Raw genomic sequence first — 26,594 nt, 5'->3', positions numbered from 1 at the left:
CGTCCGTGTTGATTGATTTGTTAGGCATTAAATGCGTTTCCCTTGCCAAGGTTGCATTGTTTGCACTTGGTTTCAAGGTTGTCGTCGGCTGTCTCTCCGCCTTTTGACCAAGGCAGAATATGATCAACGTGCAATTCGACACCTGGCTTCATTAATGGACTAGCACCACAAGATTTGCACCGAAAGCCATCCCTTACGAGAATTCTGAATCTTTGACGATCTGATATTTCACGGCGTGTGCTGCGCTTGGCCGAGGCAATTTGCACAGTTGACCCTGCTGCACTTTGCTCTTCTTCTACGTTTTGTTGAGGCTGATCTGGGGAGTCTGAGTTGACCCACGCAACAAACCTGCCAAGTGCCTTTGACCATGAACCGAATCGTTTTTCATATGTTCCAGCAGAGAACTTGGAACTGGGCGCTTTTACCTCGTCGTATCTTGGTTGGCGTCCAAGACTTATCCATAGTGTCTTAATGTTTTCGAAGAGCTCATCATCGGTAATTCCTATTTTTGACCTGCTTGGTTGCAGGCCCGCCAGCTTTAATGCCTTAGTCCACGATCCAAATCTTCGCTGAATAGTACTTGGATGGGCTTTTCCTCTTTCCTCGTATTCGGCAATTGTGATTGTCTCTCTGCCAAGTGCTTTAGCGCTGCGACGCATGTCTTCCAACAGTTCCTCGTCGAGTATGCCTCTGTTACTTTCTTCTAATTCAAACTTCATGTTGCCTCGGCTTGCCTAACTGTCAAGACCCGTCTGGTTCTTTAATTGCCTGACGAAGATTTCGGGATGATTCTTGCGCCACAGGTCCATGGCTTGTCGAGGCGTGCGGTGACCCAGCGCGCGTTGCGGGAGGTGGTCGTTGTAGAGCTTGGCGTAGCGTTCGAGCGTGGTCTGCAAATCCTCGCGCGAGCGGAAGTGCGTGGTCGCCAGGATGTCGCTGATGCGCCCATTGAAGCGCTCGACCATGCCGTTGGTTTGCGGGTGACGCGGCTTGGTGAGCCGGTGCTCGATGCCGAGCAGGGCGCACTCACGATCGAAGGCGTGCTCGCCCGTGGGTTTCTTGCTCTTGGCGGTGAAGCGGTCGGTGAACTGGCTGCCGTTGTCGGTCAGCAGCTTGACGATCTTCATCGGTGCGGTCGCGTACAGGCGGCGCAGGAAGTCGCTGCTGCTGGCCTCGCTCTGGTCGGCGTAGATGCGCAGGAAAACCCAGCGGGTGGCGCGGTCGATGGCGACGAACAGGTAGCGCCTGGCGCTCTCGTCGGCCATCTGTGGCAGGTACTTGATGTCCATGTGCACGAAGCCCGGCGCGTAATCCTTGAAGGTCTTGCGCACGATCGGCGCGTCCTTGTCCTCCACCGGGCGCCGGTTCAAGCCGTGGCGCGTCAGGCAGCGCATCAGGCCGGAGCGCGACACCGCCGGGTTGAGGAATTCACGCACCACCACCAGCAAGTCGTCCAGCGGCAACCACAGGGTGCGACGGATCTCCATCGCCACCGCCTCCTGGGCCGAGGTCAGCGTGCAGTGCAGGGTCTGCGGGCGGTGCGAGCGGTCCGCCGTCGCATCACGCTGGCGCCACTTGCGCACCGTGGGCGGCGTCAGGCCGTAGCGGCGCGCCAGTTCGGCATCGCTCAGGGCCTGATCGGCAGCACGCAGCTCGGCGCGTATGCGCGGCGTGGTGCGGGCCAATGGATGTAGCGTCAGCGGCATGCGATGGCTCCAAGCACGTGGTAAAGATGACTCATCGCATCACGCGCAGCGCTCAGACGCCAGACACGCTGCAAGATAGAATCACACGGAGCCTGACAGGGATCGGGCGCCGGCAAGTTGTTGCGTTGCCGAGCCGATCGATTGCCGCATGCGCGGGAATGCCGAGCCCATGCGGGTCATTCGGAGTGTCCGCGAGTCGGCCGCCGCCGTGACGGGAAGGCGTGGTTTCCGCCGGCTCAATCCGGCGCCGGCAGCAGCGCGTGCAGGCGGTACAGCGCCTCCAGCGCGGCGCGTGGGCTGAGGGTGTCGGGATCGGCCTCGCGCAGGGCGGCGAGCAGTTCGTCGATTGGCGGCGCGGGCGGCGCGGTGTCGGGCGTGGCAAACAGATCGGGTTGCGCGGGAGCCGCGCCGCCGCGCCGCGTGCCGCGCTCCAGCTCCAGCAGGGTGCGCCGCGCCTCGGCCAGCACCGGTTTGGGAATGCCGGCCAGCGCGGCCACGGCCAGGCCATAACTGCGGTCGGCGGGGCCGTCCTTGACCGCGTGCAGAAACACCAGTTGCTCGCCGTATTCGACGGCGTCCAGATGCACGTTGGCGATGCCGTCCTCGGCGCTGGCCAGTTCGGTCAGCTCGAAGTAGTGCGTGGCGAACAGCGTGTAGCTGCGGTTGACGCGCGCCAGATGCAGCGCGCTGGCGCGTGCCAGCGCGAGGCCGTCATACGTGGAGGTGCCGCGGCCGATCTCGTCCATCAACACCAGGCTGTGCGGCGTGGCGTGGTGCAGGATGTTGGCCGTCTCGCTCATCTCGACCATGAAGGTCGATTGCCCGCGCGCCAGGTCGTCGCCGGCGCCGATGCGGGTGAAGATGCGGTCGATCGGGCCGAGGCGCGCATGGCTGGCGGGCACGTAGCTGCCGATGTGCGCCAGCAGCACGATCAGCGCGGCCTGGCGCATGTAGGTGCTCTTGCCGCCCATGTTCGGGCCGGTGATCACCAGCATGCGGCGGGCCGTGTCCAGGTGCAGATCATTCGGCTCGAACGGCTCGCTGCGCGCGGCCTCGACCACCGGATGGCGTCCGCGCGCGATGTGCAGACCGGGCTCATCGACGAGTTCCGGACAGCACCAGTCCAGTGCCTCGGCGCGTTCGGCCAGAGCCGCCAGCACGTCCAGTTCGGCCAGCGCGGCGGCGGCGGATTGCAACGCTGCGAGCCGCGCGTTGAGCGTGTCCAGCAGCAGTTCGTACAGCGCGCGCTCGCGCATCAGCGCACGCTCGCGCGCCGACAGCACCTTGTCCTCGAAGGACTTCAGCTCGGGCGTGATGTAGCGCTCGGCGCCCTTCACCGTCTGCCGGCGCGTGTAGTGCACCGGCGCCTTGTCGGCCTGGGCCTTGCTGATCTCGATGTAATAGCCGTGCACGCGGTTGTAGGCCACGCGCAGGGTGGCGATGCCGGTGATTTCGCGCTCGCGCGCTTCCAGTTCGGACAGGAACGCATCGGCATCGGTGCTGAGCAGGCGCAGTTCGTCCAGCTCGGCATCGAAGCCGGGCGCGATCACGCCGCCCTCGCGCAACAGCGCGGGCGGCTGCGCGTGCAGCGCGGCCTGCAGCCGCGCGGCGCAGTCCGCGTGCTCACCGAGGGCATCGAGCAGGCCGGCGAGCCGCGGACTGTCCAGCGCGGCCAGCAGCGCGCGCAGCGCCGGCGCGGCCAGCAGCCCATCGCGCAGCGTGGCCAGATCGCGCGGTCGTGCCGAGCGCAGCGCCACGCGCGCGAGGATGCGCTCGAGATCGCCGATGGCGCGCAGCGCCTCGCGCAGCGGCGCGTGCTGGCCGCTGTCGAGCAGCGCGCCGATGGCCTGCTGACGCAGCCGCAGCGGGTCGCGCGCGCGCAGCGGGCGCTGCAGCCAGCGTCGCAGCAGGCGTCCGCCCATCGGCGTGATCGTGGTATCGAGCACGCCGAGCAGGCTGGCGCCGCCGCGCGCCTGATCCAGTTCCAGATGCCGGCGCGTGGCGGCATCCAGCAGCACCGTGTCGGCGGGTGATTCCTGCGCCAGCGCGGCAAAGTGCGGCAAGTGCGTGCGTTGCGTGTCCTCCAGGTAGGCCAGCAGCGCGCCGGCCGCGCCCAGCGCCAGCGTCAGCGCAGCGCAACCGAAACCGGACAGATCGCGCACGCCGAAGAAACGCAGCAGCGCATCGCGCCCGCTGGCATTGTCGAAATGCCAGGGTGGTCGCGCGCGCAGGCCGGCGGCCGCGCCGCCGAGCGCGGCGGGCAGGGTGAAATTCTCGGGCAACAGGATCTCGGCCGGCTGCAGACGCGCCAGCTCGGCGGCCAGCGCCTCGGCATCGGCGACTTCGTTGACGCGCAAACGCCCGGCGGCGACATCGGCCCAGGCCAGGCCAAACCCCGACTTGCCCGCGGCGATGGCCAGCAGCAGCGTGTCGCGACGCGCGTCCAGCAGCGCCTCGTCGCTGACCGTGCCGGGGGTGACCACGCGCACCACCTTGCGCTCGACCAGGCCCTTGGCCAGCGCCGGGTCGCCGATCTGCTCGCAGATCGCCACCGATTCGCCCTGGCGCAGCAGCCTGGCCAGATAATTTTCCAGCGCATGCACCGGCACGCCGGCCATCGGGATCGGCGCGCCGGCCGACTGGCCGCGCTGGGTGAGCGTGATGTCGAGCAGGCGCGCGGCCTTGCGCGCGTCGTCGTAGAACAGCTCGTAGAAATCGCCCATGCGGAACAGCAGCAGCACGTCCGGGTACGCGGCCTTGGCGGCCAGGTACTGGCGCATCAGCGGGGTGTGGCGCTGGAGTTCATCCGCGGTCATTGCAGCGCGCAGGGCAGGGAGTGGTCGCGCAGTTTCGCATGCCGGCGCGTTGCGCTGACCTGCGCGTTCGTTGGGCCTACGCCGTAACCAGCACGGGAGTGCGGGTGATGCGGCAAGCCATCCATGGCTTGGGAAGGTCTGAGCTTGCTCAGACCTTGGCTCAACGCACGGCGCGACCGCTGCCGCCACCGCCGCCACGTCCACCGCGCTTGCGGCGATGCGGCGCCGCGGGCGCCGCGGGGTGCGCCGCCTGCTTGCCGGGGCTGGCGTGATGGGCCTGGTTGCCGCGCGCGTGGCCGGGCTTGGCGTGGCGCCGCGCTGGCGCGGGCGCGACGGGTTCGGCGCGCGCCGGGGTTTCGAAGCCGGGGATCAGCACGCGTTCGATGCCACGCCCGATCAGGCGCTCGATGTCGCGCAGGTAAGCGTTTTCCTCGCTGCACACCAGCGAGACCGCGCGACCGCTCAGACCCGCGCGGCCGGTGCGGCCGATGCGGTGCACGTAATCCTCGGGCACGTTCGGCAGTTCGTAATTGACCACCACGGGCAATTCGCTGATGTCGATGCCGCGCGCGGCGATGTCGGTGGCGACCAGCACCTGCAGTTTGCCGGATTTGAAATCGGCCAGGGCCTTGGTGCGCGCGTTCTGGCTCTTGTTGCCGTGGATCGCCAGCGTCTGGATGCCGGCGGCATCGAGCTGCGTGACTAGGCGATTGGCGCCGTGCTTGGTGCGCGTGAACACCAGCGCCTGCGTCCAGCGCTGGTCATCGATCAGATGCACCAGCAGGTCGCGTTTGCGCGATTGCGGCACCGGGTGCATGGTGTGGCTCACCGTCGCGGCGGTGGCGTTGCGTGGCGCGACATCGATGCGCTGCGGATTTTTCAGCAGTTTCTCGGTGAGCGCGCGGATGGCATCGGAGAACGTCGCCGAGAACAGCAGCGTCTGCCGTGCCTTGGGCAGCAGCGCGAAGATCTTTTTCATGTCATTGATGAAGCCCATGTCGAGCATGCGGTCGGCTTCGTCAAGCACCAGGATCTCGATCGCGGACAGATCGAGACTGCGCCGTGCCAGGTGATCGAGCAAGCGCCCCGGCGTGGCCACCACGATGTCCACGCCGCGCGCCAGCGCATCGAGCTGCGGCTGCATGCCGACACCACCGAACATGGCCATGGCGCGGACCGCGGTGTGCGTGCCGTAGCGGCGCACGCTGTCGGCAACCTGCGCGGCCAGCTCGCGCGTGGGCGCGAGCACCAGCACGCGCGGCAGCACGCGACCGTTGCGGCGCGGCGCTTCCGTGCCCTGCAGGCGTTGCAGGATCGGCAAGGTGAATGCAGCGGTCTTGCCGGTGCCGGTTTGCGCGGCGGCCAGCAGATCGCCACCGGCCAGCACCACCGGGATGGCCTGCGCCTGGATCGGCGTGGGCACGGTGTAGCCGGACTCGCGCACGGCGCGCGCCAGGGCTTCGGTGAGCCCGAATTGTTCAAACGTCATGGATAAATGCCTTCGTCGCCCGCACCAGCGGGCATGGGTCCGCGGCCGTCGCACGAGGCGACTCCAGTCCGCAGCGGAGGCGAGTCGGCGTGGCCGACACGGGGAGATCAGAATGAGCGCGAATCGAAGACTGGAACACCGATCCGGCCCGCGCAGCATAGCAGGGCCGAGCCCCGATCGGCAGCGCGCGCTGTTCAGCGGCGCGCCCGCGGAGTAGAAAGCTCGCTTTTTGACGGGAGTTGCGCATGGGTACCGTGCTGGCTGTTCCGGACGATGCGCAATTGCAGCGTTCCGCTGCGGCCGTGGCCGAACTGCTGCAGGCACGCGGCCAGATGCTGATCACCGCGGAATCCTGCACCGGCGGCTGGATCGCCAAGACGCTGACCGATCTGGCCGGCAGCTCGGCATGGTTCGAGGCCGGCGTGGTGGCCTACAGTTACGAAGCCAAGGAGGCGCTGCTGGGGGTCAACCCGCGCACCCTGGAGCGCACCGGCGCGGTCAGCCAGGAGACGGTGATGGAGATGGTCTCCGGCGCGTTGGCGCGCTTTGGCGCCGGTGTCGCGGTGGCGGTGACTGGGATCGCCGGCCCTGGCGGTGGCACCGCGGACAAACCCGTGGGTACGGTGTGGATAGGCTGGAAGCGGCGCGGCGGTTACGCCCATGCGCAGTTGTTCCAGTTTGCCGGCGACCGCGAGGCGGTGCGCCGCCAGACCGTGGCCGAGGCCCTCGCCGGGATTCGGAAAATCCTGACATGAGCGCGCGTGCGGGGCCGGCAGCACGGCGCGGCCGGCGTGGGATAATGAATCGTCGCAGTCGCTGAGACGGTGACCCGGCAAGCTCGCTCCACTCCCACAGCAGAGGCCATCCCGATGGACGACAACAAGCGCCGCGCGCTCACATCCGCGCTCAGCCAGATCGAAAAGCAATTTGGCAAGGGCGCGGTCATGCGCATGGGCGACCGCACCGACGACGTCATCGAGGCCGTCTCCACCGGCTCGCTGGGGCTGGATGTCGCGCTGGGCATCGGCGGTTTGCCGCGCGGGCGCGTGGTCGAGATCTACGGCCCCGAATCCTCGGGCAAGACCACGCTGACCCTGCAGGTGATCGCCAACGTGCAGCGCGCCGGCGGCACCGCGGCATTCGTCGATGCCGAGCACGCACTCGATCCCGGTTATGCCGAAAAACTCGGCGTCAACGTCGACGACCTGCTGGTCAGCCAGCCCGATACCGGTGAGCAGGCGCTGGAAATCGCCGACATGCTGGTGCGCTCCAACGCGGTCGATATCGTGGTGGTCGATTCGGTGGCCGCGCTCACGCCCAAGGCCGAGATCGAGGGCGAGATGGGCGATTCGCACGTCGGTCTGCATGCGCGCCTGATGTCGCAGGCGCTGCGCAAGCTCACCGCCAACATCAAGCGTTCCAATTGCCTGGTGATCTTCATCAACCAGATCCGCATGAAGATCGGGGTGATGTTCGGCAGCCCGGAAACCACCACCGGCGGCAATGCACTGAAGTTTTATGCCTCGGTGCGCCTGGACATCCGCCGTATCGGCGCGGTCAAGCGCGGCGAGGAAGTGATCGGCTCGGAGACGCGCGTCAAGGTGGTCAAGAACAAGGTCGCGCCGCCGTTCCGCCAGGCCGAGTTCGAGATCCTCTACGGCGAGGGCATTTCGCGCGCCGGTGAAATCATCGAGATGGGCGTGACCGCCAATCTCATCGAGAAATCCGGCGCCTGGTACAGCTACAAGGGCGAGCGCATCGGTCAGGGCAAGGACAACGCGCGCCTGTATCTCAAGGAGCACCCGGAAATCGCCGCCGAGCTCGAAGCCGAGTTGCGCGTGCGCCTGCTGCCGCAGCCCGCCGCCAGGGGCAACACCGAGACCGCCGAGGCCTGAGCCGATCGCCCGCGCCCGGTTTCGCTGCCGGGCGCGGCATGGGCGGCGCCCTGTCGATGCGCAAGAAAGACCCCGCCACGCCGCGCAGCGCCTACCAGCGTGGCATCGATCTGCTGGCGCGGCGCGAGTATTCGCAGCGCGAGTTATGCCAGCGCCTGGCCGCGCGCGGCCACGACGCCAGCGAAGCCGAGGCGGCGCTTGGCGAACTGACCGCGCACAACTATCAATCCGACGCGCGCTACGCCGAGATGCTGACTCGCGGCCGCGCCGCGCAAGGCTACGGCCCGCGCCGCATCCGCATGGAGCTGGCCGCGCAAGGCATCACGCGCGCGCGCGCGCAGGCGGTGATGGATGCCTTGGATCACGACTGGGCGCAGGCCGCCGCCGATCTGCTGCGGCGTCGTTACGGCGCCAGCCTGCGCACGGCGGACGGCCGCGCGCGCGCCGCGCAGTTCCTGCTGCGGCGCGGATTCGACGCGGCCACGGTAAGATCGGCGACCCGCACCGAACTCGATGAGGCGGCCGACGGCGACGATTGAATCCCCGGCGCCGGGCCGCATCCTCGCAGCGTGCCCCAGCAGCCCACAGCCCGCGCATGAAAACCGCCGAAATCCGCAGCCGTTTCCTCGAATTCTTCCGTCAGCGCGGGCACAGCATCGTGCCCTCGGCCACGCTGGTGCCGGCCAACGACCCGACGCTGCTGTTCACCAACTCGGGCATGGTGCAGTTCAAGAACGTGTTCCTCGGCAGCGAGAAGCCCGGCTACGCGCGCGCCGCCGATGTGCAGCGCTGCCTGCGCGCCGGCGGCAAGCACAACGATCTCGACCAGGTCGGCTACACCGCACGCCACCACACCTTCTTCGAGATGCTGGGCAACTGGTCCTTTGGCGACTACTTCAAGAAGGAGGCCATCGCCTGGGCCTGGGAGCTGCTCACGCAGGAGTTCGGTCTGCCGCCGGAACGCTTGTGGGTGACCGTCTATCACGATGACGACGAGGCTTACGCGATCTGGCACGAGCAGATCGGCGTGCCGGCCGCGCGCATCGTGCGCATCGGTGACAACAAGGGCGCGGCGTACGCATCGGACAATTTCTGGCAGATGGCCGATACCGGCCCCTGCGGCCCCTGCACGGAGATTTTCTACGACCACGGCCCCGGCGTGGCCGGTGGTCCACCCGGCTCGGCCGACGAGGATGGCGACCGCTATATCGAAATCTGGAACCTGGTGTTCATGCAGTTCGACCGCCAGCCCGATGGCACGCTGGCGCCGCTGCCCGCGCCTTGCGTGGATACCGGCATGGGTCTGGAGCGCCTGGCCGCGGTGCTGCAGCACAAGCATTCCAACTACGAGATCGACCTGTTCCAGCACCTGATCCGCGTCGCGTCCGAGCTGACCGCCACGCCGGATATCGAAAACAAATCCCTGCGCGTGATCGCCGACCACATCCGCGCCTGCGCCTTCCTGATCGTCGATGGCGTGTTGCCATCCAACGAGGGCCGCGGCTACGTGCTGCGCCGGATCATCCGCCGCGCCCTGCGCCACGGCTGGATGCTCGGCACCCAGGGCGAGTTTTTCTGCAAGATGGTGGCGCCGCTGGTGGCCGAGATGGGCGCGGCCTACCCCGAGCTGGCAGCGAAGCAGGCGTTCATCGAAGACGCGCTGCGCGCCGAGGAACAGCGCTTCGGCGAAACCCTGGAACACGGCATGAAGGTGTTCGCAGAGGTCGCCGCGCGCGCGCAGGGTGGCCGCATCGCCGGCGCGGATGCCTTCCGCCTGTACGACACCTACGGCTTTCCGGTGGATCTCACCGCCGACATCGCACGCGAGCGCGGTTTGACGGTCGATATGGCTGGCTTCGAGCAGGCCATGGACGCGCAGCGCGCGCGCGCGCGCGCCGCCAGCGCCTTCGAGTCCAAGGGGCAGCTTCCCGCCGAGTTGGTCAGCACCTTGCAGCCGACCGTGTTTCTCGGCTACGAGGCGATGGACGCGGATGCCTGCCGCGTGGTCGGCATCCTGCGCGATGGCGTCGCCCTGCAGCAATTGGCGCCGGGCGAGGCGGGCGTGGTGATCCTCGAGCGCACGCCGTTCTATGCCGAGTCCGGCGGTCAGGTGGGCGATACCGGCGCACTGACCCATGCCGAAGGCCGTTTCGAGGTCAGCGACACACGCAAGCTGGGCGGCGTGTACCACGGTCATGTCGGTCAATGGCAGGGCCGCGCACCGTTGAAGCTGGGCGCCAGCGTGCGCGCGGGCATCGATGCGGCACGGCGCCAGGCCATCGTGCTCAATCATTCCGCCACGCACCTGCTGCACGCCGCGTTGCGCGCGGTGCTGGGCACGCACGTGCAGCAGAAAGGCTCGCTGGTGGCACCGGACCGGCTGCGCTTCGATTTCGCGCACGGCGCGCCCATGAACGCGGCGGAAAAGACCGCGGTCGAAACGCGCGTCAACGCTGCCATCCGCGCCAACCATGTGGCCGAAGTGCGCCAGATGGCATACCAGGACGCGCTGGATTTCGGCGCCATCGCCCTGTTCGGCGAGAAATACGGCGACGAGGTGCGCGTGCTGCGCATGGGTGAGGTGTCCACCGAACTGTGCGGTGGCACGCACGTGGCGCGCACCGGCGACATTGGTGTGTTCAAGATCGTCAGCGAGACCGGCGTGGCCGCCGGTGTGCGCCGCATCGAGGCGTTGACCGGCGCCGCGGCGCTGGCCTGGATCGAACAGGAACAGCAGCGCCTGGATACCGTGGCGCACCTGCTGGGCAGCGCGCAGGGCGAGGTCACCGCGCGCCTCGAGGCCTTGCTCGAGCGCCAGCGCAAGCTGGAGCGCGAGATCGATTCGCTCAAGGCCAGGGCCGCCGGTGCCGCGATCGAGGATTTGCCGGCGCAGGCGCAAACCATCGCAGGCATCCGCGTGCTCGCCGCGCGTATCGACGGACTGGATGCCAAGGGTCTGCGCGAGGCGTTGGACCGGCTCAAACAGTCATTGGGCGACTGCGCGGTGCTGCTTGCCTCCACGGCCGATGGCAAGGCCAGCCTGGTGGCCGGCGTGCAAGGCGCCGCACAGGCGCGACTCAAGGCCGGCGATCTGGTCGCCCATGTCGCGCGGCAGATCGGCGGCAAGGGCGGCGGGCGCGCGGACATGGCGCAGGGCGGTGGCAATGCCGGTCCCGAGCTGGATCAGGCGCTGCAGGGCGTGGCCGCGTGGGTCGCCGCACAGCTTGCCGCCGGCACCTGAACCGGGGCCGCGGACCCGCATGAACGCTTTTCGCGCCGTTTCCGCGCGCGTTGCCCCGACGCGGAATCGTCGGCTAGTATGCGTGGACGCGCGTGGAGGATGTTGCATGGTGGGGACGCGCGGCACAACCAGTAACGGCACGCAACCAGTGACCGCACAAGATGTTCGTGGACGAAACCTGGGTGAGGGTGGAGTCCCCGGCATCGACGATAATTTGGAGCTTGGACATGTTGATACTGACCCGCCGGGTCGGCGAAACCCTGATGATCGGTGATGAAGTGACCGTCACCGTGCTCGGGGTCAAAGGCAATCAGGTGCGCCTGGGGATCAATGCCCCCAAGACCATCGCGGTGCACCGCGAGGAAATCTACCAGCGCATCAAGGCCGAACAGGCCGAAGGCCTGGAGCCCAAGAGCGAGTAAGGCACGCGCGCATCAAGGGTTTCGCGTGCAGCGGCAAACCGTTATCCTTGCGCGCTTGGCCTCGACATGCCCGTCCGCTCGACAGGCCAACGCGACCGTGGAGAGATGCCCGAGAGGCCGAAGGGGCTCCCCTGCTAAGGGAGTATAGGGTCAAAAGCTCTATCGAGGGTTCGAATCCCTCTCTCTCCGCCACATCAAAAAGCCCTGTGAATTCAGGGCTTTTTTGTTTGCAATCCAGGCCGTTTCGAACTGTGTTCCGCGCCTGATCAGATTGGCGCGTGCTTGAGGAACTCGGGATCGCGGCGTGCGTGGGTGGCCTGCTCGAAGCCGTAGGCGATCTCGATCAGCGTCGGCTCGCTCCACTTGGTGCCGAAGAAACTCACGCCCAGCGGCAGGCCGTGCACGAAGCCGGCGGGCACGGTGATGTCCGGATAGCCCGCTACCGCGGCGGGGCTGGAGCTGGACACGCCGCCGCGATCGCCGTTGACCAGATCAACCACCCAGGCGGGACCGTTGCTGGGCGCCATCAGCGCATCCAGGTGATCCTTCTGCAGCACGGCATCGATGCCCTCGGGGCCGGACAGGCGCTTGGCCGCGGCCAGCGCCTTGAGGTAGCGCGGGTCGGTGAGCGGGCCGCGCGCCTCGGACTCGATCATGATGCTCTGCCCGAACCAGGGCATCTCCTGCGCGGCGTGGGCCTTGTTGAAGGCGATCACGTCGGCCAGGGTTTTCACCGGAATGCCGTGGCGCGTGGCGAGGTAGGCGTTGAGATCGGCCTTGAACTCGTAGGACAGGGTCAGGTTTTCGTCCTTGCCGTAGGCATCGACGTGCGGAATGACCACCGGGTCGATCACGATCGCGCCGGCCTTGCGCAGCGCGGCGACGGCGGCATCGAGCACACGCAATACGGCGGGGTTGCCGTCGGCGAAGGCGCGCACCACGCCGATGCGCTTGCCCTTGAGGCCGTCGGCCTTGAGGAACTTCGTGTAATCGACCTTGTGCAGGTTGGCATTCTTGGTGGCCGGGTCGGCGGGGTCGCTGCCGGCCATCACGGTCAACAGCAGCGCGGCATCGGCGACATCGCGCGCCATCGGCCCGGCGGTGTCCTGGCTGTGCGCGATGGGCACGATGCCGGTGCGCGAGATCAGGCCCAGCGTGGGCTTGATCGCGACGATGCCGTTCATCGAGCCGGGGCAGACCAGCGAGCCATCGGTTTCGGTGCCCACCGCCAGCGTGGTCAGCCCCGCCGAGACCGCCACCGCCGAGCCCGAGCTGGAGCCGCAGGCGGTGCGATCCAGCACGTAGGGATTGCGCGTGAGCCCGCCGCGTCCGCTCCAGCCCGAGCTGGAATGGTTGGAACGGTAGTTGGCCCACTCGCTGAGGTTGGTCTTGCCCAGGATCACCGCGCCGGCCGCGCGCAGACGCGCCACCAGCGGCGCATCGGTGGCCGCGGGCGCACCGACCAGCGCCAGCGAGCCGGCCGTGGTCATCATCTTGTCGCCGGTGTCGATGTTGTCCTTGAGCAGCACCGGGATGCCGGCCAGCGGACCCAGCGGCTTGCCGGCCTTGCGCGCCGCGTCGATGCGGCGCGCCTCGCGCAACGCGTCGGGATTCAACTCGATGATGCTGTTGAGCCGCGGGCCGGCACGATCGATGGCGGCGATGCGCTTGAGGAACATCTGCGTGAGCTGCACGGCGCTGAGCGTGCCGGCGCGCATGCGTGCTTCGAGCTGGGCGACGCTGGCGTCGTACAGCGGTGTCGAATGCGGCGTGGATTTCTCGGCGCCTTGCGCGGCCGCGAAGGGCAGCAGGGCGATGAGGGTCAGCGGCAGCGTGGCAAGTCGACGGCGCATACGGGTTCTCCCGGGTGGATCGCAATCATGCCAGCACCCTGCGTGCCTTGCGTCAACGCTGCGCGTGCATGGCCTGCGCCAGCGCGCGCCACGGCCCGACATTCCAGAAGCGCCGCGCCTGGCCGGACGGCGAGGGCAGCACCCACAGGTGCGTGCGGCCCCAAGCTTCGGGCTGCGCGCCGTAATCCACGCCATGACCGAGCGCGGCTTGCGCGGCGTTTTTGCTGGTGAAGGCCAGCAGGCGTGGCGCGTGACGCGCGATCTTGCGCTTGAGCGCGGACACATCGAAGGCGTCGGCGGGCAGTTCGTCGTCGTTGCCACTGTGCCGTTTGGCCAGATCGGTCAGGCCGATGCCGAACTCGGGCAGGCGGCGGAATTCGGCGGCGCGCAGCGGCTGCGCAATCAGCCCCGTGGCCGCCAGCGTGCGCCAGAAATAATTGCCCGGATTGGCGTAATACGCGCGCGCCGCGGCCGAGGCGCGGCTGGGCGCGGTGCCGCAAAACACCAGCGCGAGGCCGGGGCGCAGCACATCGGGCAGGATCGGGCGGCGCGGGTTGGCGGCGGCCATGCGCGGATCGTCGCACGCGAACTTGTTGCGCTGCTTCGCGGTCATATCACGGTCACCTCTCATTGCCCTGGGGAATCCGTCATGCCTGCCATCGCCTCGGGCGCGCCGCGCCGCGCCGCACTGCTGCTGATTCTGCTCGCATCCGTGTTGCCGCTGGCGGCCGCGGCTGCTGTCAGCGCGCTGCCGGCCACGCTGATGCCGCAACTGCACTGGCGCCTGCTGGGACCGTTCCGCGGCGGCTGGGCGACGATGGGCGTGGGCATTCCGACGCAGCCCGACGTGTACTACATCGGCACCGCGGGCGGCGGCGTCTGGCGCACGCAGGATGCCGGGCGTACCTGGCAGCCGTTGAGCAACCACATCGGCGCGGCCTCGATCGGCGCCATCGCCATCGCGCCATCGAATCCGCGGGTGATTTATGCGGGCAGCGGCCAGGTAGCGCCGCGCTACGACATCGCCGCGGGTGACGGCATATACCGCTCAAGCGATGGCGGCGCGCAGTGGACGCACATCGGCCTGGCCGCCACGCGCCATATCGGCGCGATCTGGATCGCGCCGAAGAATCCCGACGAGGTCGTGGTCGCCGCACTGGGCAAGGTGTTCGGCCCCAGCCACGCGCGCGGCATTTACCGCAGCAGCAACGGCGGCAAGACCTGGCAACACGTGCTGTTCGTCAACGACAGCACCGGCGGCGTGGATCTGGCCGCCGACCCGGCGCATCCCGACACGTTGTACGCGGCGCTGTGGAGCATCCGCAACTACCCGTGGCTGAGCTATTTCAAGCCCATCGTCGGCACGGGCAGCGCGATTTATGTCTCGCACGACGCCGGCCTGCACTGGCACAAGCTGGGCGGGCAGGGCTGGCCCGCGGCGCCGCTGGGGCGCATCGGCCTGGCGGTGACCGACACCGCGGCCGGCACGCGCATCTATGCCACGATCGACGGCGGCAACGACGCTGCGGCCACCGGCCTGTGGCGCTCGGACGATGGTGGCGCGCACTGGCAGCGTGTGAACGCGCACACGCAGGCGGCCAACTGGTATTTCAGCCGGCTCACGGTGATGCCGGGCCAGCCCGATACCGTGTTCACCACCGGCCAATCGGTGCGCGAATCGACCGATGGCGGCAAGGTGTTCCATGTCGTCAAGGGCTCGCCCGGTGGCGACGATTACCATTTCGTGTGGATCAATCCGCTGCATCCCGAGGACCGCATCGTGGCCAGCGACCAGGGCGCGGTGGTCACGCTGGATGGCGGCAAGACCTGGTCGAGCTGGTACAACCAGCCGACCGGACAGTTCTATCACCTGGCCGCCGACAATCGCTTTCCGTACTGGATTTATTCCGGGCAGCAGGACAGCGGCACCGTGGCCATCGCCAGCGCCAGCGACTATGGCGCACTGAGCTTTCGCGATTGGCATCCGGTGGGTGGCGACGAGCGCGATTACGACGTGCCGTATCCGGCCGATCCGCACATCGTGTTCGGCACCGGACTCGGCGGGCGCGTGTCGCGCTGGGACGCGCGCACCGGGCAGGTGCAGAACGTCTCGCCATGGCCGGTGATGAGCTATGGCGCGCGCCCGGGCACGGTGAAGTATCGCTACACGTGGATCACGCCGCTGGCCATCGGCCAGCAGGCGCCGTATCCGATTTACGTGGGCGCGCAGGTGTTGTTCCGCAGCACGGATGAGGGCGCGCACTGGCAGGTGATCAGCCCCGATCTCACCGGCGCCGTGGCCGGCACCGGGGGCTGCGACCACACCGGCGATCTGGCGCATGCGCGCGCCTGCGGTTATGGCGTGATCTACAGCATCGCGCTGGCGCCTTCCGATCCGAGCACGATCTGGACCGGTAGCGACTCGGGCGTGGTCGAGGTCACCCATGACGGCGGCGCGCACTGGCGCGACGTGACGCCCAAGGGCGTGCCGCTGTGGGCGCGCATCGACAGCATCGATGTCGCGGCCAGCAACCCCGACGTGGCCTATCTGGCGGTGGACGATCACCGCGACGGCAACGACACACCGTATGCCTTCCGCACCGAGGATGGTGGCACGACCTGGCAGGCGATCACGCACGGACTGCCGGCGGGTCATTACCTCACCGTGCTGCGCGCCGATCCGGTCAGGCCCGGGCTGCTGTATGCCGGCACCGATGCCGGGGTGTACGTGAGTTTCGACAATGGCGATGCCTGGCAGTCGCTGCAGTACAACCTGCCCACCGCATGGGTGCGCGACCTGCTGGTGCACGGCAACGACCTGATCGCGGGGACTCAGGGCCGCGCGATCTGGGTACTGGACGACATCACGCCCCTGCGCGAGGTGAACGCAGCCATCGCCACCCAGCCCGCGCATCTGTTCGCGCCTGCGGTCGCCGTGCGCCTGTACGCCGACAACAACAAGGACACGCCGCTGCCGCCGGAAACGCCGATCGGCCACAACCCACCGAATGGCGCGGTCATCGACTACTGGCTGGGCGCGCGCACGCACGGCCCGGTGACGCTGAGCGTGCTGGATGCGCAAGGCCATGTGCTGCGGCGTTTCGTCAGCGACGCCCAGGCGCCGGTACGGCTTGCCGATCGCTACTTCGCGGCCGGCTGGATCAAACCCGCGCCGCAACTGCAAGCCACGCCCGGCATGCATCGCTTCGTCTGGGATCTGCGCCTGCCGCGCCCGCAGGCGATCCGCTACAGCTACAGCATCGCCGCGGTATGGGGGCGCGACACCCCGCTCGAGCCGCGCGGCGCGCGCGTGCTGCCGGGCCGCTACACCGTGGAGCTGCAGACTGATGGCCACACGCTGCGCCGTGATCTGCTGGTGACCGAGGATCCGCGCGTGCGTGCCACGCCGGCCGCGCTGCGCGAGTTGTTCGACTTCCAGCAGCAACTGGGTGGCGCCATGGCGCGCTCCTATGCGGGTGCCGGACAGGTGCAGGCGTTGCAGCGTGAACTCGACACGCTGCAGCCCGGGCTCGCTGGCCATGCCGGCGCGCAAGCCGCGGCGCGCCGCCTGCGTGATGCACTCGCGCCGCCGCACGGCACTGCGTTGCAAGCACGCTACGTGCGCGCCAATGCCGAGTTGGCCGCGCTGGCCACCGACGCCGGCAGCGCCGACCGCGCGCCCACCGCCGCGCAGCACGCCGTGTACGCGCAGGCCAGCGCCGCGATCGCGGCCACGGATGCCGCATGGACGCAGGCGCAGAACGGTCCGTTGCAGGCACTCAACGCGGCGCTGCATTCCGCGCAGCTGCCGCCATTGAGCGTGCCGCCGGCGGCATCGGTGCGCGTGACCCCGGGACCGGAGGGCGCCGATTTGCCGTGAGCGGCGTTGCAGCAGCCCGGCGCCTCGCGCGGGGCTGCGCTCAGGCCAGCGGAAACAACTGCGGCGTGATCCATGCCGTGACCACGCCGATCAGCGCGGTCAGCGGCAGGCCGAGCAGCAGGAAATCATGGAAGCGATAGTTGCCGGCGCGCAGTACCAGCAGGCTGCCGTGATGGCCGATGGGCGTGAGAAACGCGGCCACCGCGCCGGTGGTCACCGTCACCGCGGCGGCGCTCGGGCTGACCGCGACCGCGCCGGAAAACGCAATCGCCACCGGCACCAGCAGGGCCGCGGTGGCGGTATCCGACAGCAGCTGGGTGAGCAGGGCGGCGGCGGCAAACAGCAGCAGCAGCACTGCGAACGGCGGGTAGCCTTGCGCGAAATGGCCGAGCCCATGCGCCAGCCAGGCCGCGGTGCCGCTGCGCTCCATCGCCACGCCCAGCGGAATCGCCGCGGCGATCATCAGGAACGGACGCAGGTCGATGGCGCGGTAGCCCTGGTCGGCGGGCACGCAGCCGCTAAGCACCATCGCCAGCGCACCGCTCATGAAAGCCAGCGCGGGCGGCAGCAGCCCGCTGGCGGCCGCGGCCACCGACAGCGCGAGAATGATCAGCGCGGTGCGTGCCTTGTGGCGCTGGCGTGCATCGGCCTTGAACGGGCTGAGGGTGAGAAAGCCGCGGTATTCGGCCACGCTGCGGAAGTGCTCAGGTGGCCCCCACAGCACCAGCAGATCGCCGGCCTCGAGCGGGCTCTGCGCCAGTTCACCCCTGAACCAGCCATCGCGCCGCCACAGCCCCACCGCGATCACGCCGAAGCGGGCGGGGAAATCCACGCCGGTCAGGGTCTGGCCGATCAGCGCCGACTGCGGCGCCAGCATCGCCTGGAACAATCGCGCCTTGCCTTGCGCGCCCTCGTTGAGGCCATGCGGCAGGGTTTCGCCGGCCTGCGCGACGGCGTGCAATTGCAGGTCGGGCTGCGCGACGAAACTGGCGATTTCCTCGGGGCTGGCCTGCACCAGCAGCACATCGCCGGCCAGCAGCGCCAGCGGCAGGTGGGGACGCGGCAGCGATACGCCGTTGCGCAGCCAGTCGGCCACCTGCAGGTGCGAGCCGTATTGCGCCAGGAATTCTTCCATGGTGCGCCCCGCCCAGCGTGAACCATCGGGCAGGGTGATCTCGGTGAAATAGCGCGCCAGACCATCGATCGGCATATCGGCCTCGGCGTCGGCGCGGCGCGGCAACAACCAGCGCAGCAGCAGCATATAGAGCGTGCCCAGCGCGGTCAGCGCCAGGCCCAGCGGCAGGATCGAGAACACGCCCAGCGGCGTCTGCCCGTTCTGGTGCAGCAGGCTGGAGGTGAGCAAGAAGGCGGGTGCGCCCAGCACGGTGAGCGTGGTGCCCAGCGAGGCGGCGAAAGCCATCGGCATCAGCAAGCGCGACGGCGACAGTCCGCGCGCGCGCGCCAAGTGCAGCAGCACCGGCAGCATCATCGCCACCACCATCAGTTGATGCGTGAACGCGGCGACCAGGGCGACCATGGGCATCACCACCAGCAGCGTGCGCCATTCGCTGGTGCCCGCCAGCGCGCCGATCCAGCCGCCGACGCGATCGGCCAGGCCGGTGGCTGCCAATCCCGCCGAAATCACGAACACGCTGGCGGTGATGATCGCCGCCTCGCTGGAGAACCCGGCCAGCGCCTCGCGCAGCGGCAGCAGTCCGCTGAGCGCCAGCGCCACGATCACCAGCAGCGCGGCCAAGTCGATGCGCACGCGCCCGCTGAGGAACAGCGCCAGCGCGCCAGCGGTGATGATCAGGAACAGGGCGATCGATGCGGTCATGCTGCGCTCATGGCCGTGCGGCGTTCGACTATGCGAACTGCGCGCGCGCAAGGCAAGCCTGCCGCATGGCATGCGACGCCGGCGGACGCTGGCGCTCGTTAGAATCGCGTTTTATCCGGCAGGTGGGACGCGGCGATGGATCAAGTCATTTTTCAGGCCTGGGGGCTGGTGGTCACGCCGTGGAAGCTGATCGGCTACCTCGGCACGTTCCTGTTCGCCGGGCGCTGGTTCGTGCAGATGGCCGCCACGCGCAAGCACCGGCGCGTGCACATGCCGCTGGCGTTCTGGTGGATGTCGATCATCGGCAGCCTGATGGCGCTGAGCTATTTCGTGTTCGGCAAGAACGACTCGGTCGGCATCCTGCAAAATGCATTTCCCGCGCTCGTCGCCACCTACAACCTGCTGGTTGAGTACCGGACCCGGCGCCAGCACGCCGACGCACCACCGCGCAGCGACTGAATGCAAAAAACCGCAGCCCAGGAGCTGCGGTTTTTCGTGTGAGGGGCGCCCGTTCAGCCCTTCGGCGGTGGCGGCGGTGGCGGCGCGGGTCGCACGATCACCACCGGCCCCGGTGCATACCAGAACGGATCATAGCCCCAGGGTCCGCCCCAGCCGCCGCCCCAACCCGGGCCCCAGAACGGGTCGTTCCAGCTGTTGTAGTAGCCGCGGTTGTACATCACGGGCAGTGACCACAGATGCACCGCATTGGCCTCCACGCGCGGGTAGGGGTACTCGTAATCGCCGATCTTGCGCGTGACCACGCCTTGCAGCATGCCGGTCACGGTGATTTCGCGGCCCTTGGCGTACACCTCGGGATCGTAGAAGCCGCGCTTGCAGGCGACGAAGCGGCCGATCGAATCGCTGCTCGAGCGCGGCCGCGCATCGTTGCTGGCCAGCGGCTTGCCGAGCACATAGAAGCAGGTGTCATTGCGGCCCGGTTCGGTCTGGATGATGTCGCCACCCCAGCGCACCGCGGTACCGGAAACGCCGCCGTTGCTGGCCTGCTGCGGTGTGATGTCGGCATACGTGCCGGCGAGCTCCTTGGGTACCGTGGCACACGACGCCAGCAACACGGTACCGAGGGCAAGGGCGAGCGGTTTCAACATTCGCGTAGTCATGACAGCCTCGAAAGAGAAATGTTTCTCCGGCAACGCCCATTCGACCACAACTCAGGGCTTTAATTCCTGCGCACGGCGTATCCAGTCACGCACCGCTAAGCGAGGCGCAGGCTGTGTGGATGCGTAACGCAATCGTACGAATTGCGTTGACAATGCGCGCAGCGCCGCGGCTTGCTCCGCAGGCAAATCGGCGGCGACACGGGTCAGGTAATGCGCCGGTGCCTCGCCCGACAGGCGCGGATGATCGCGCCGCGTCAGGCGCCGTTGCAGACGATCGAAGGCGCGGCCCAGCGCATCACGCTCGCCAGCAGGCTCGCGCAGCGCCAACGCCAGTCCGAACGCCAGCGCCACGGCCAACGCGCCGCCCAGCGCCAGCGCCACCGATTGCCAGCGCTGCGGGTCGACGCCGAAGCGCGTCAGCAGGCCGCGCTGGCGCAGCGCGTTGAAGCCGACCACGGATTGGTCCCACAGCCGGTTGAGCACGTCGATGCGATCGCGCAGGCCGACCAGCCAGGCGGCCTGGTACCAGCGCGCGCCGGCGCCCTGCGCGGCGGCGATGGCACCCAGGCTGATGCGGTCTGGACGTACCGCGGCGGTGGGGTCCACGCGCACCCAGCCGCGCCCGCGCAACCACACTTCGGCCCAGGCATGGGCGTCGGCCTGGCGCACCAGCAGGTAATTGGCGGCGCGATTGGCATAGCCGCCCTGGTAGCCGGCCACCACGCGTGCGGGAATGCCGGCGGCGCGCATCAGGAACACGAACGCCGAGGCGTAGTGCTCGCAGAAGCCGGCGCGCGTGTCGAACAGGAAATCATCGACCTGCTGGCGTCCCAGCGGTGGCGGCGTCAGGGTGTAGCGGTAGCCATCGTCGTGAAAGCGGCGCAACGCGGCGTCGATGATCGCGACCGGATTGTCGCCGTAGCGCGTGCGCCAGCGCAGGGCCAGCGCGCGCGCGCGCGGATCGTCATCCCCGGGCAATTGCAGCCCCAGCGCGCGTTCGTGCGCGCCGAGGCGCGGCTGCAGGCGATAGGCCGTGGCCGAACTCACCGTGTAGCGCAGGCCATGGTCGACGGGCCTGTCCGCCAGCAGGGTGCGCGCGGCGGTGAAGCGCGTAGCAGTCGGCGCCTGCAGCGGCATGTCCAGCGCCGGCAGCAGGGTTTGCCGCGTCGTCTCCATGCTGATCGTGTAGCGCTGCGTCGAGCCGAGCGCCTGCAGCGGCTCCAGCGGCAGGTGCCGCGCGGCGCTGCCGGAGGTCCAGGTACGGCCATCGAAGTGCCACAACACCACGGCGCGGAAATAGCGCTGCGCGCGCGGCGGGATCGGTCCGTCGAAACCGACACGGAACGCCGGGCTGTCGTCCACCAGCAACTGGCCGATGGCGCCCGGCGACATGCTCGCGCTGATCCCGGTGCGCGCCTGCTGCATGCCCGGCGCGCCCCACAGCGGCGTGGCCAGGCGCGGGATCAGCACGAACGCGAGCAGCGTCACCGGCAGCGCCGCGGCCAGGCGCAGCGCGGCGGTTTTCAGGATCGCGCGCGTGGCGCCGGCGCTGGGCTGCAGCGCCAGCAGCGTGGCCAGCGCCGGCCCCAGCGCCGCGCACACCAGCAGCGTCTGCAGCAGCGATTGGCCGAACAGCAGCGCGCTCATCAAGGTGAAGGCGGCGAAGGCCACGGCGATGTGCACATCGCGGCGGGTCTCGGTTTCGGTGAGCTTGAGCACCAGCAATCCCACCGCCAGCGCGGCACCGGGCAGGCGCCCGAACAGCGTGCCATACGTGGCGATCACGCCCAGCGGCAGCATCAGCACCAGCGCGTAGCGCAGCAGCGCCGGAAAACGCCGGCCACGGCGGAAGCCGAGCCAGCGCAGCGCCAGCAGCAGGGCCAGCGGCGGGCTCAGCCACAGCGGCAGGTGCGTGGCGTGCAGCGCCAGCGTGGTGGCCACGGTCAGGCTGAGCAGGCCGAAGCTGCGCGCGTCCGGGCGTGGCGCGGGAACTCTGGCCGCGCTCATGGCAGCAACGCCAGCGCGCTCATGCAGGCGTGGTAATGCGCGCTGCCGGCATCCGGGCCGAGGCTTTGCGCGGGCAGGTCCAGTTGCCAGCGCTGGCCGCCGCGTTGCGCTTCGTCCACCCAGCGCGCCAGGCGCATGATGCGGGTTTCGGAGTCGAGCCCGCGCAGCGCGTTCCAGCGCAGATGCCATAGCGCCTGCGCATCCGGCGGTTCGTGCAGGCGCAGCAGCAGGGTGGCGTTGCGCGCGCTGGCCTTCCAGGCGATGCGGCGCGGCGAATCGCCGGGCTGGTAGGCGCGCAGCCCGGCGTAATCCTCGCCCAGTTCATGGCTGCGCGGCGCCGGCATGGACTCCGCGCCACTGCCCAGCGGCGGCGGTCCCGCGGCTTCGCGCGCCGGATACACCAGCACGCGCCCATCCGGGCGCAACCAGCTCCACGCGCGAAACAGGCCGAATGGCCAGGTGCTCTCGAGTTTGAGCGCGGGCAGGTCCAGCCAGCCGCGGCGCCCGGTGTGCAGGTTGATCGGCAGGCTCAGCGCGGTGTCGGCCGCGATGCTGAAATCGTGGCGCGTGGCGTCGACATGCAGGCACAGACCGGCGTGCGCGCGCCGTGGCGCGGTGAAACGCAGTTCCACGCGCAGCATCTGTCCGGCTTCGGCATACCCGGCACGGATCGCCTCCAGGCGCAGGCCGTGCAGTGCGCGAAACGCGCCGTACATGCTTTGCGCACAAGCCGCGCCGAGCAGACAGGTGAGCAGCAGCGCGGCGTTGTTGTTGTAGTTCAGCGCGCCCAGCAGCATGACGATGAGCATGGCGCCGAAGCCGATGCCGAAGGTCGTGGGCACCACGTAGATGCGGCGCTGGCCGAGTTCGATCGGCAGCGCCTCGCGCGGACGCTGGCGCAGCAGGCTGGGGTGACGCCGCGCGAGGCGCGCGCGCAGCGACGCCAGCAGGCTCATGCGCGCACGCTGACCTCGGCCAGCAGCGCGCTGGCCAGCGCCACGCGCTCGGCATTGCGCTGCGGTTGCAGGCGATGCGCGGCCACCGCGATGAACACCGCCTGCACGTCCTCGGGCATCACGTAGCTGCGTCCGCCGAGCAGCGCCCAGGCGCGCGCCGCGGCCAGCAGCGCCAGTCCGGCGCGCGGCGACAGGCCGACGCGAATCTCGGGATGATCGCGACTGGCGCCGAGCAGCGCCTGCAGGTATTCGAGCACGGCGGGGCTGGCGCCGACCGCGCGCACGCGCTCGCGCAGCGCCAGCAAGTCGGCGGCGGTGAGCACGGACCTGGTTTCGCGCAGCAGCACACGGCGCTCGCCGCCGGTCAGCAGCGCACGCTCGGCCGCGGCATCCGGATAGCCCAGGCTGAGACGCATCAGGAAACGGTCCAGTTGCGAGTCCGGCAGCGGAAACGTGCCAGCCAGGTCCAGCGGATTCTGCGTGGCGATCACCGTGAATACCCCCGGCAGCGCACGCGTTTCACCCTCCACGCTCACCTGACCCTCGGCCATGGCTTCGAGCAGCGCGCTTTGCACCTTGGGCGTGCCGCGATTGATCTCGTCGGCCAGCAGCAGCTCGGTGAACAGCGGCCCCGGGTGGAACTTGAAGCGGCGCTGCTCCTGCTCGTAGATGCCGACACCGATGATGTCGGCCGGGGTCAGGTCGCTGGTGAACTGCACGCGCTGGAAGCCCAGCCCGCAGGTCGCCGCCAGCGCGTGCGCCAGCGTGGTCTTGCCGACGCCGGGGATGTCCTCCAGCAGCAGATGCCCGCCGGCCAGCAGACAGGCGAAGCCCAGGCGCACGACATGCGCCTTGCCCAGTACCAGCGCGTTGACCTGCGCCAGCGCAGGTGGCAGTCGCGCGAGCGGTGCCAGGTCGGCTTGTGGGCTGGAATCGGGCATGCGGGCGATCCGGGAGTGCTGGGAAGATCGAGTCTAGCGGTGACCGCGCGGTGTCGGGTGTGCTGCGCGTGAGGATGCGGGCGTGCGGGCTCAGTGGCTGGGAAAAATTCGACCGCCGTCGGCATGGGCGTTTGGCGACGGTCGCAGCGGGTGGGCGATTTGTTCCCAGCCGCTCAGGGCACCGGCAGGCCCGCCGCGCGCAGCGCCGCCGCCAGCGCGATCAGCGGCAGGCCGATCAGCGCCGTCGGATCGCTGCTGTCGATGCGCTCGAACAAGGCGATGCCCAGACCTTCGCTCTTGAAGCTGCCGGCGCAGTCGTAGGGGCGTTCGCGCTGCAGATAGCGCTCGATCTCGGGCGCTGCCAGCGCGCGGAAGTTTACGCGGGTCACATCGCAGCCCTGCCAGCGCTGGCCGGAGGCCGCGTCGAGCAGGCACCACGCGGTATGAAACCGCAGCGTGCGGCCGCTGGCGGCGGCGAGCTGCGTGTGCGCGGCAGCATGCGTGCCGGGCTTGCCTACGGCTTGGCCATCCAGTTCGGCAAGCTGGTCCGAGCCCAGCACCAGCGCATCGGCATGGCGTGCGGCCACGCTCGCGGCCTTGGCCGCGGCCAGACGCTGCGCCTGCGCGGCCACCGCCTCGCCGGGCAGGGCATGCTCGTCGCAATCCGGCGCGATCTGCTGGAAGTCGTCGAGCAGCCGGCGCAGCAGCATGGCGCGATAGGACGAGGTCGAGGCGAGGATCAGGCTGCGATTCATGGGCTTGGAGAGATGCCTTGGTGACTGGCGCGGGTCAGTTCGTGCTGCGCGGCGCGCAGCGCGGCGGCATCCTCGCTGAGCGCGCGCGCGCTGCCACGCCAATCGCGCAGCGCCTGGCGCAACTCGGGCAGCGGTGCGCGCGCGGCGTGGTCGCGCAGCCAAAGGCGATGCGCCAGTTGCTCGCGCAGCGCGGCGGTGAACGCGGCCGCGTCGGCGTACGGCGCAGGTTGATCGGTGAGCGTGATGATCTCGGCGTGTGCCGAGGCCAGTTGCGTGCGCAGCGCGCGCAACGCGGTTTCCTGCGCATCGGCCAGCGCGTGCAGATCCTGCAGCAGCGCACCGCGGCGGCGCAGCCGCAGCAGTTGCAACATGGCGCCAAGCGCGAGCAGCAGGAGTGCGCCGGCGCTGGCAAGCAGAATGCTGGACGACGACACGCGGGCCTCCTCGATGAGCCGCGAGTCTGCCGCAGCCGCCGCTGCGGGTAAACCCGCGCTGTGCGCTGCTGCCGGCGTGCCTTGAGCGCGACCGCCGCCCTCGCCGATAATGGCGGGCTGTGCGGGCGCATATGTGCCCCGAGGTGCATTCCATGAGCAAGACCATTGCGGTGATTCGCGGCGACGGCATCGGCCCGGAGATCGTGCAGGCCACACTGCGTGTGCTCGACAGCCTGCGCTGCGGTCTGGACTACCGTTTCGCCGAAGCCGGCATGGCCGCGCTGGAAGCACAGGGCGAGCTGCTGCCGCAAGCCACGCTGGATGCGATCAGTGCCTGCGGCGTGGCCTTGAAGGGTCCGCTGACCACGCCCATCGGCGATGGCTTCTCGTCGCTCAATGTCGAACTGCGCCGGCGCTTCGACCTGTATGCCAACGTGCGCCCGGCGATCAGCTTCCCCAACACCAAGGCGCGCTACAGCGGCATCGACATCCTCACCGTGCGCGAGAACACCGAGGGTGCCTACCTCAGCGAGGGCCAGACGGTGTCGGCCGACGGCGAAACCGCGCAGTCGATCATCCGCATCACGCGGCGCGGCTCCGAGCGCATCGTGCGCTATGCCTTCGAGCTGGCGCGGCGCAAGGGCCGCAAGAAGGTCACCGTGGTGCACAAGGCCAACATCATGAAGACCACCTCGGGCCTGTTCCTCAACGTGGCGCGCGAGATCGCCAGGGATTACCCCGAGATCGCCTGCAACGAGATGATCGTGGACAACACCTGCATGCAACTGGTGATGCGCCCCGAGCAGTTCGACGTGATCGTCACCACCAACCTGTTTGGCGACATTTTGTCCGATCTCTGCGCCGGCTTGGTCGGTGGCCTGGGTCTGGCGCCGGGCTCCAACATCGGCAGCGGCGCGGCGATTTTCGAGGCCGTGCACGGCTCGGCGCCGGACATCGCCGGCAAGGGCATCGCCAATCCCTGCGCGCTGCTGCTGGCCGCGGCCGACATGCTCGATCATCTCGATCTAGTGGCGCAGGGCACGCGCGTGCGCGCGGCGATCCGCGCCACGCTGGCGGCGGCCGACCCGCGCATGACCCCGGATCTGGGCGGCAGCGGCAGCAGCGAGCGCTTCGCCGATGCGCTGATCGAACGCCTGCAGACGCGCGCGGCGGCCTGAGTTTCGGCGCGCGTTGCCGATGATGGGTGCATGGCGCGGCTTGGGGGTATGCACTTGCCTGAGCGC

At 68.8% G+C, this 26,594-nt stretch carries 21 protein-coding genes and 1 tRNA gene; 9 read left to right on the top strand and 13 right to left on the bottom strand.

From position 1 onward, the window contains the following. Nucleotides 1–20: 20 nt before the first annotated feature. From Mschef_RS13235 to Mschef_RS13220, 4 genes are all read right to left on the bottom strand, one after another. Nucleotides 21–719, bottom strand: a complete 699-nt coding sequence (locus Mschef_RS13235; RefSeq protein ID WP_081129145.1) for a homing endonuclease associated repeat-containing protein — start codon at nt 717–719, stop codon at nt 21–23. Between the two features lie 15 nt (nt 720–734). After that, nucleotides 735–1,706: an IS481 family transposase gene (locus Mschef_RS13230; protein WP_081129144.1), complete on the bottom strand. Its 972-nt coding sequence runs from the start codon at nt 1,704–1,706 to the stop codon at nt 735–737. 236 nt (nt 1,707–1,942) lie between these two features. After that, the gene (gene mutS / locus Mschef_RS13225) at nt 1,943–4,522 is read right to left on the bottom strand and encodes a DNA mismatch repair protein MutS (RefSeq protein ID WP_081129143.1); all 2,580 of its coding nucleotides are present in this window, start codon (nt 4,520–4,522) and stop codon (nt 1,943–1,945) included. A 160-nt stretch (nt 4,523–4,682) separates the two neighbouring features. Then, nucleotides 4,683–6,011 carry a DEAD/DEAH box helicase gene (locus Mschef_RS13220; protein ID WP_136256569.1) on the bottom strand — a complete coding sequence of 443 codons (1,329 nt, stop codon included), beginning with the start codon at nt 6,009–6,011 and terminating at the stop codon, nt 4,683–4,685. Between the two features lie 245 nt (nt 6,012–6,256). On the opposite strand from Mschef_RS13220, the gene Mschef_RS13215 reads away from it, so the two are divergent. The 6 genes from Mschef_RS13215 (at nt 6,257) to Mschef_RS13190 (ending at nt 11,761) form a co-directional block, all read left to right on the top strand. Beyond that, a complete protein-coding gene (locus Mschef_RS13215; RefSeq protein WP_081129142.1) occupies nt 6,257–6,766 on the top strand; it encodes a CinA family protein in 510 nt (169 codons plus the stop codon). Nucleotides 6,767–6,880: 114 nt separating this feature from the next. Further along, nucleotides 6,881–7,906 carry a recombinase RecA gene (gene recA, locus Mschef_RS13210; protein WP_081129141.1) on the top strand — a complete coding sequence of 342 codons (1,026 nt, stop codon included), beginning with the start codon at nt 6,881–6,883 and terminating at the stop codon, nt 7,904–7,906. A gap of 56 nt (nt 7,907–7,962) precedes the next feature. Beyond that, nucleotides 7,963–8,445: a regulatory protein RecX gene (locus tag Mschef_RS13205; RefSeq protein WP_081130038.1), complete on the top strand. Its 483-nt coding sequence runs from the start codon at nt 7,963–7,965 to the stop codon at nt 8,443–8,445. 56 nt (nt 8,446–8,501) lie between these two features. Beyond that, nucleotides 8,502–11,147 carry an alanine--tRNA ligase gene (alaS, locus tag Mschef_RS13200; RefSeq protein ID WP_081129140.1) on the top strand — a complete coding sequence of 882 codons (2,646 nt, stop codon included), beginning with the start codon at nt 8,502–8,504 and terminating at the stop codon, nt 11,145–11,147. A 227-nt stretch (nt 11,148–11,374) separates the two neighbouring features. Next, nucleotides 11,375–11,569, top strand: coding sequence for a carbon storage regulator CsrA (gene csrA / locus Mschef_RS13195; protein ID WP_081129139.1), 195 nt, complete (start codon nt 11,375–11,377; stop codon nt 11,567–11,569). Nucleotides 11,570–11,668: 99 nt separating this feature from the next. Continuing rightward, nucleotides 11,669–11,761, top strand: a tRNA-Ser gene (locus Mschef_RS13190). Nucleotides 11,762–11,835: 74 nt separating this feature from the next. Here Mschef_RS13190 and Mschef_RS13185 read toward each other — a convergent pair. Together Mschef_RS13185 and Mschef_RS13180 are read right to left on the bottom strand one after the other, a co-directional pair. Beyond that, the gene (locus tag Mschef_RS13185; RefSeq protein WP_081129138.1) at nt 11,836–13,422 is read right to left on the bottom strand and encodes an amidase; all 1,587 of its coding nucleotides are present in this window, start codon (nt 13,420–13,422) and stop codon (nt 11,836–11,838) included. Nucleotides 13,423–13,474: 52 nt separating this feature from the next. Beyond that, nucleotides 13,475–13,990, bottom strand: coding sequence for a mismatch-specific DNA-glycosylase (locus Mschef_RS13180; RefSeq protein WP_081130037.1), 516 nt, complete (start codon nt 13,988–13,990; stop codon nt 13,475–13,477). A gap of 81 nt (nt 13,991–14,071) precedes the next feature. On the opposite strand from Mschef_RS13180, the gene Mschef_RS13175 reads away from it, so the two are divergent. Further along, the gene (locus Mschef_RS13175; protein WP_081129137.1) at nt 14,072–17,302 is read left to right on the top strand and encodes a WD40/YVTN/BNR-like repeat-containing protein; all 3,231 of its coding nucleotides are present in this window, start codon (nt 14,072–14,074) and stop codon (nt 17,300–17,302) included. Nucleotides 17,303–17,342: 40 nt separating this feature from the next. On the opposite strand, the gene Mschef_RS13170 is transcribed toward Mschef_RS13175, so the two are convergent. Continuing rightward, nucleotides 17,343–19,139: an SLC13 family permease gene (locus tag Mschef_RS13170; RefSeq protein ID WP_081130036.1), complete on the bottom strand. Its 1,797-nt coding sequence runs from the start codon at nt 19,137–19,139 to the stop codon at nt 17,343–17,345. A gap of 135 nt (nt 19,140–19,274) precedes the next feature. On the opposite strand from Mschef_RS13170, the gene Mschef_RS13165 reads away from it, so the two are divergent. Further along, nucleotides 19,275–19,598, top strand: a complete 324-nt coding sequence (locus tag Mschef_RS13165) for a lipid-A-disaccharide synthase N-terminal domain-containing protein (RefSeq protein ID WP_081129136.1) — start codon at nt 19,275–19,277, stop codon at nt 19,596–19,598. A 53-nt stretch (nt 19,599–19,651) separates the two neighbouring features. On the opposite strand, the gene Mschef_RS13160 is transcribed toward Mschef_RS13165, so the two are convergent. The 6 genes from Mschef_RS13160 to Mschef_RS13135 form a co-directional block, all read right to left on the bottom strand. After that, the gene (locus Mschef_RS13160; RefSeq protein WP_081129135.1) at nt 19,652–20,245 is read right to left on the bottom strand and encodes a Slp family lipoprotein; all 594 of its coding nucleotides are present in this window, start codon (nt 20,243–20,245) and stop codon (nt 19,652–19,654) included. A gap of 63 nt (nt 20,246–20,308) precedes the next feature. Further along, nucleotides 20,309–22,264, bottom strand: coding sequence for a transglutaminase TgpA family protein (locus tag Mschef_RS13155; RefSeq protein ID WP_081129134.1), 1,956 nt, complete (start codon nt 22,262–22,264; stop codon nt 20,309–20,311). Then, the gene (locus Mschef_RS13150; RefSeq protein ID WP_081129133.1) at nt 22,261–23,220 is read right to left on the bottom strand and encodes a DUF58 domain-containing protein; all 960 of its coding nucleotides are present in this window, start codon (nt 23,218–23,220) and stop codon (nt 22,261–22,263) included. The genes Mschef_RS13155 and Mschef_RS13150 overlap by 4 nt, the downstream gene beginning before the upstream one ends. Beyond that, a complete protein-coding gene (locus Mschef_RS13145; RefSeq protein ID WP_081129131.1) occupies nt 23,217–24,161 on the bottom strand; it encodes an AAA family ATPase in 945 nt (314 codons plus the stop codon). Before Mschef_RS13145 ends, Mschef_RS13150 begins: the two co-directional genes overlap by 4 nt. Nucleotides 24,162–24,334: 173 nt before the next feature. Then, the gene (locus Mschef_RS13140) at nt 24,335–24,916 is read right to left on the bottom strand and encodes a Maf family nucleotide pyrophosphatase (RefSeq protein WP_081129129.1); all 582 of its coding nucleotides are present in this window, start codon (nt 24,914–24,916) and stop codon (nt 24,335–24,337) included. Beyond that, the gene (locus tag Mschef_RS13135) at nt 24,913–25,350 is read right to left on the bottom strand and encodes a hypothetical protein (protein ID WP_081129126.1); all 438 of its coding nucleotides are present in this window, start codon (nt 25,348–25,350) and stop codon (nt 24,913–24,915) included. Before Mschef_RS13135 ends, Mschef_RS13140 begins: the two co-directional genes overlap by 4 nt. Nucleotides 25,351–25,502: 152 nt before the next feature. On the opposite strand from Mschef_RS13135, the gene Mschef_RS13130 reads away from it, so the two are divergent. Then, the gene (locus tag Mschef_RS13130; protein WP_081129124.1) at nt 25,503–26,528 is read left to right on the top strand and encodes an isocitrate dehydrogenase; all 1,026 of its coding nucleotides are present in this window, start codon (nt 25,503–25,505) and stop codon (nt 26,526–26,528) included. Nucleotides 26,529–26,594 lie beyond the last annotated feature (66 nt).

Origin of the sequence: Metallibacterium scheffleri (genome assembly GCF_002077135.1) — a bacterium.
Taxonomy (GTDB): domain Bacteria; phylum Pseudomonadota; class Gammaproteobacteria; order Xanthomonadales; family Rhodanobacteraceae; genus Metallibacterium; species Metallibacterium scheffleri.
Note: the sequence above shows the minus strand (reverse complement) of the source record. Positions and strands in the feature narration are given on the sequence as shown.

What these genes read in the sequence shown, in the direction of transcription:
- csrA (WP_081129139.1), top strand. Translation starts at nt 11,375, where the DNA reads ATGTTGATACTGACCCGCCGGGTCGGCGAAACCCTGATGATCGGTGAT.
- Mschef_RS13155 (WP_081129134.1), bottom strand. Translation starts at nt 22,264, where the DNA reads ATGAGCGCGGCCAGAGTTCCCGCGCCACGCCCGGACGCGCGCAGCTTC.
- Mschef_RS13140 (WP_081129129.1), bottom strand. Translation starts at nt 24,916, where the DNA reads ATGAATCGCAGCCTGATCCTCGCCTCGACCTCGTCCTATCGCGCCATG.
- Mschef_RS13170 (WP_081130036.1), bottom strand. Translation starts at nt 19,139, where the DNA reads ATGACCGCATCGATCGCCCTGTTCCTGATCATCACCGCTGGCGCGCTG.
- Mschef_RS13235 (WP_081129145.1), bottom strand. Translation starts at nt 719, where the DNA reads ATGAAGTTTGAATTAGAAGAAAGTAACAGAGGCATACTCGACGAGGAA.
- Mschef_RS13185 (WP_081129138.1), bottom strand. Translation starts at nt 13,422, where the DNA reads ATGCGCCGTCGACTTGCCACGCTGCCGCTGACCCTCATCGCCCTGCTG.
- Mschef_RS13150 (WP_081129133.1), bottom strand. Translation starts at nt 23,220, where the DNA reads ATGAGCCTGCTGGCGTCGCTGCGCGCGCGCCTCGCGCGGCGTCACCCC.
- Mschef_RS13230 (WP_081129144.1), bottom strand. Translation starts at nt 1,706, where the DNA reads ATGCCGCTGACGCTACATCCATTGGCCCGCACCACGCCGCGCATACGC.
- Mschef_RS13215 (WP_081129142.1), top strand. Translation starts at nt 6,257, where the DNA reads ATGGGTACCGTGCTGGCTGTTCCGGACGATGCGCAATTGCAGCGTTCC.
- Mschef_RS13130 (WP_081129124.1), top strand. Translation starts at nt 25,503, where the DNA reads ATGAGCAAGACCATTGCGGTGATTCGCGGCGACGGCATCGGCCCGGAG.
- Mschef_RS13205 (WP_081130038.1), top strand. Translation starts at nt 7,963, where the DNA reads ATGCGCAAGAAAGACCCCGCCACGCCGCGCAGCGCCTACCAGCGTGGC.
- Mschef_RS13220 (WP_136256569.1), bottom strand. Translation starts at nt 6,011, where the DNA reads ATGACGTTTGAACAATTCGGGCTCACCGAAGCCCTGGCGCGCGCCGTG.
- mutS (WP_081129143.1), bottom strand. Translation starts at nt 4,522, where the DNA reads ATGACCGCGGATGAACTCCAGCGCCACACCCCGCTGATGCGCCAGTAC.
- alaS (WP_081129140.1), top strand. Translation starts at nt 8,502, where the DNA reads ATGAAAACCGCCGAAATCCGCAGCCGTTTCCTCGAATTCTTCCGTCAG.
- recA (WP_081129141.1), top strand. Translation starts at nt 6,881, where the DNA reads ATGGACGACAACAAGCGCCGCGCGCTCACATCCGCGCTCAGCCAGATC.
- Mschef_RS13160 (WP_081129135.1), bottom strand. Translation starts at nt 20,245, where the DNA reads ATGTTGAAACCGCTCGCCCTTGCCCTCGGTACCGTGTTGCTGGCGTCG.
- Mschef_RS13145 (WP_081129131.1), bottom strand. Translation starts at nt 24,161, where the DNA reads ATGCCCGATTCCAGCCCACAAGCCGACCTGGCACCGCTCGCGCGACTG.
- Mschef_RS13175 (WP_081129137.1), top strand. Translation starts at nt 14,072, where the DNA reads ATGCCTGCCATCGCCTCGGGCGCGCCGCGCCGCGCCGCACTGCTGCTG.
- Mschef_RS13180 (WP_081130037.1), bottom strand. Translation starts at nt 13,990, where the DNA reads ATGGCCGCCGCCAACCCGCGCCGCCCGATCCTGCCCGATGTGCTGCGC.
- Mschef_RS13165 (WP_081129136.1), top strand. Translation starts at nt 19,275, where the DNA reads ATGGATCAAGTCATTTTTCAGGCCTGGGGGCTGGTGGTCACGCCGTGG.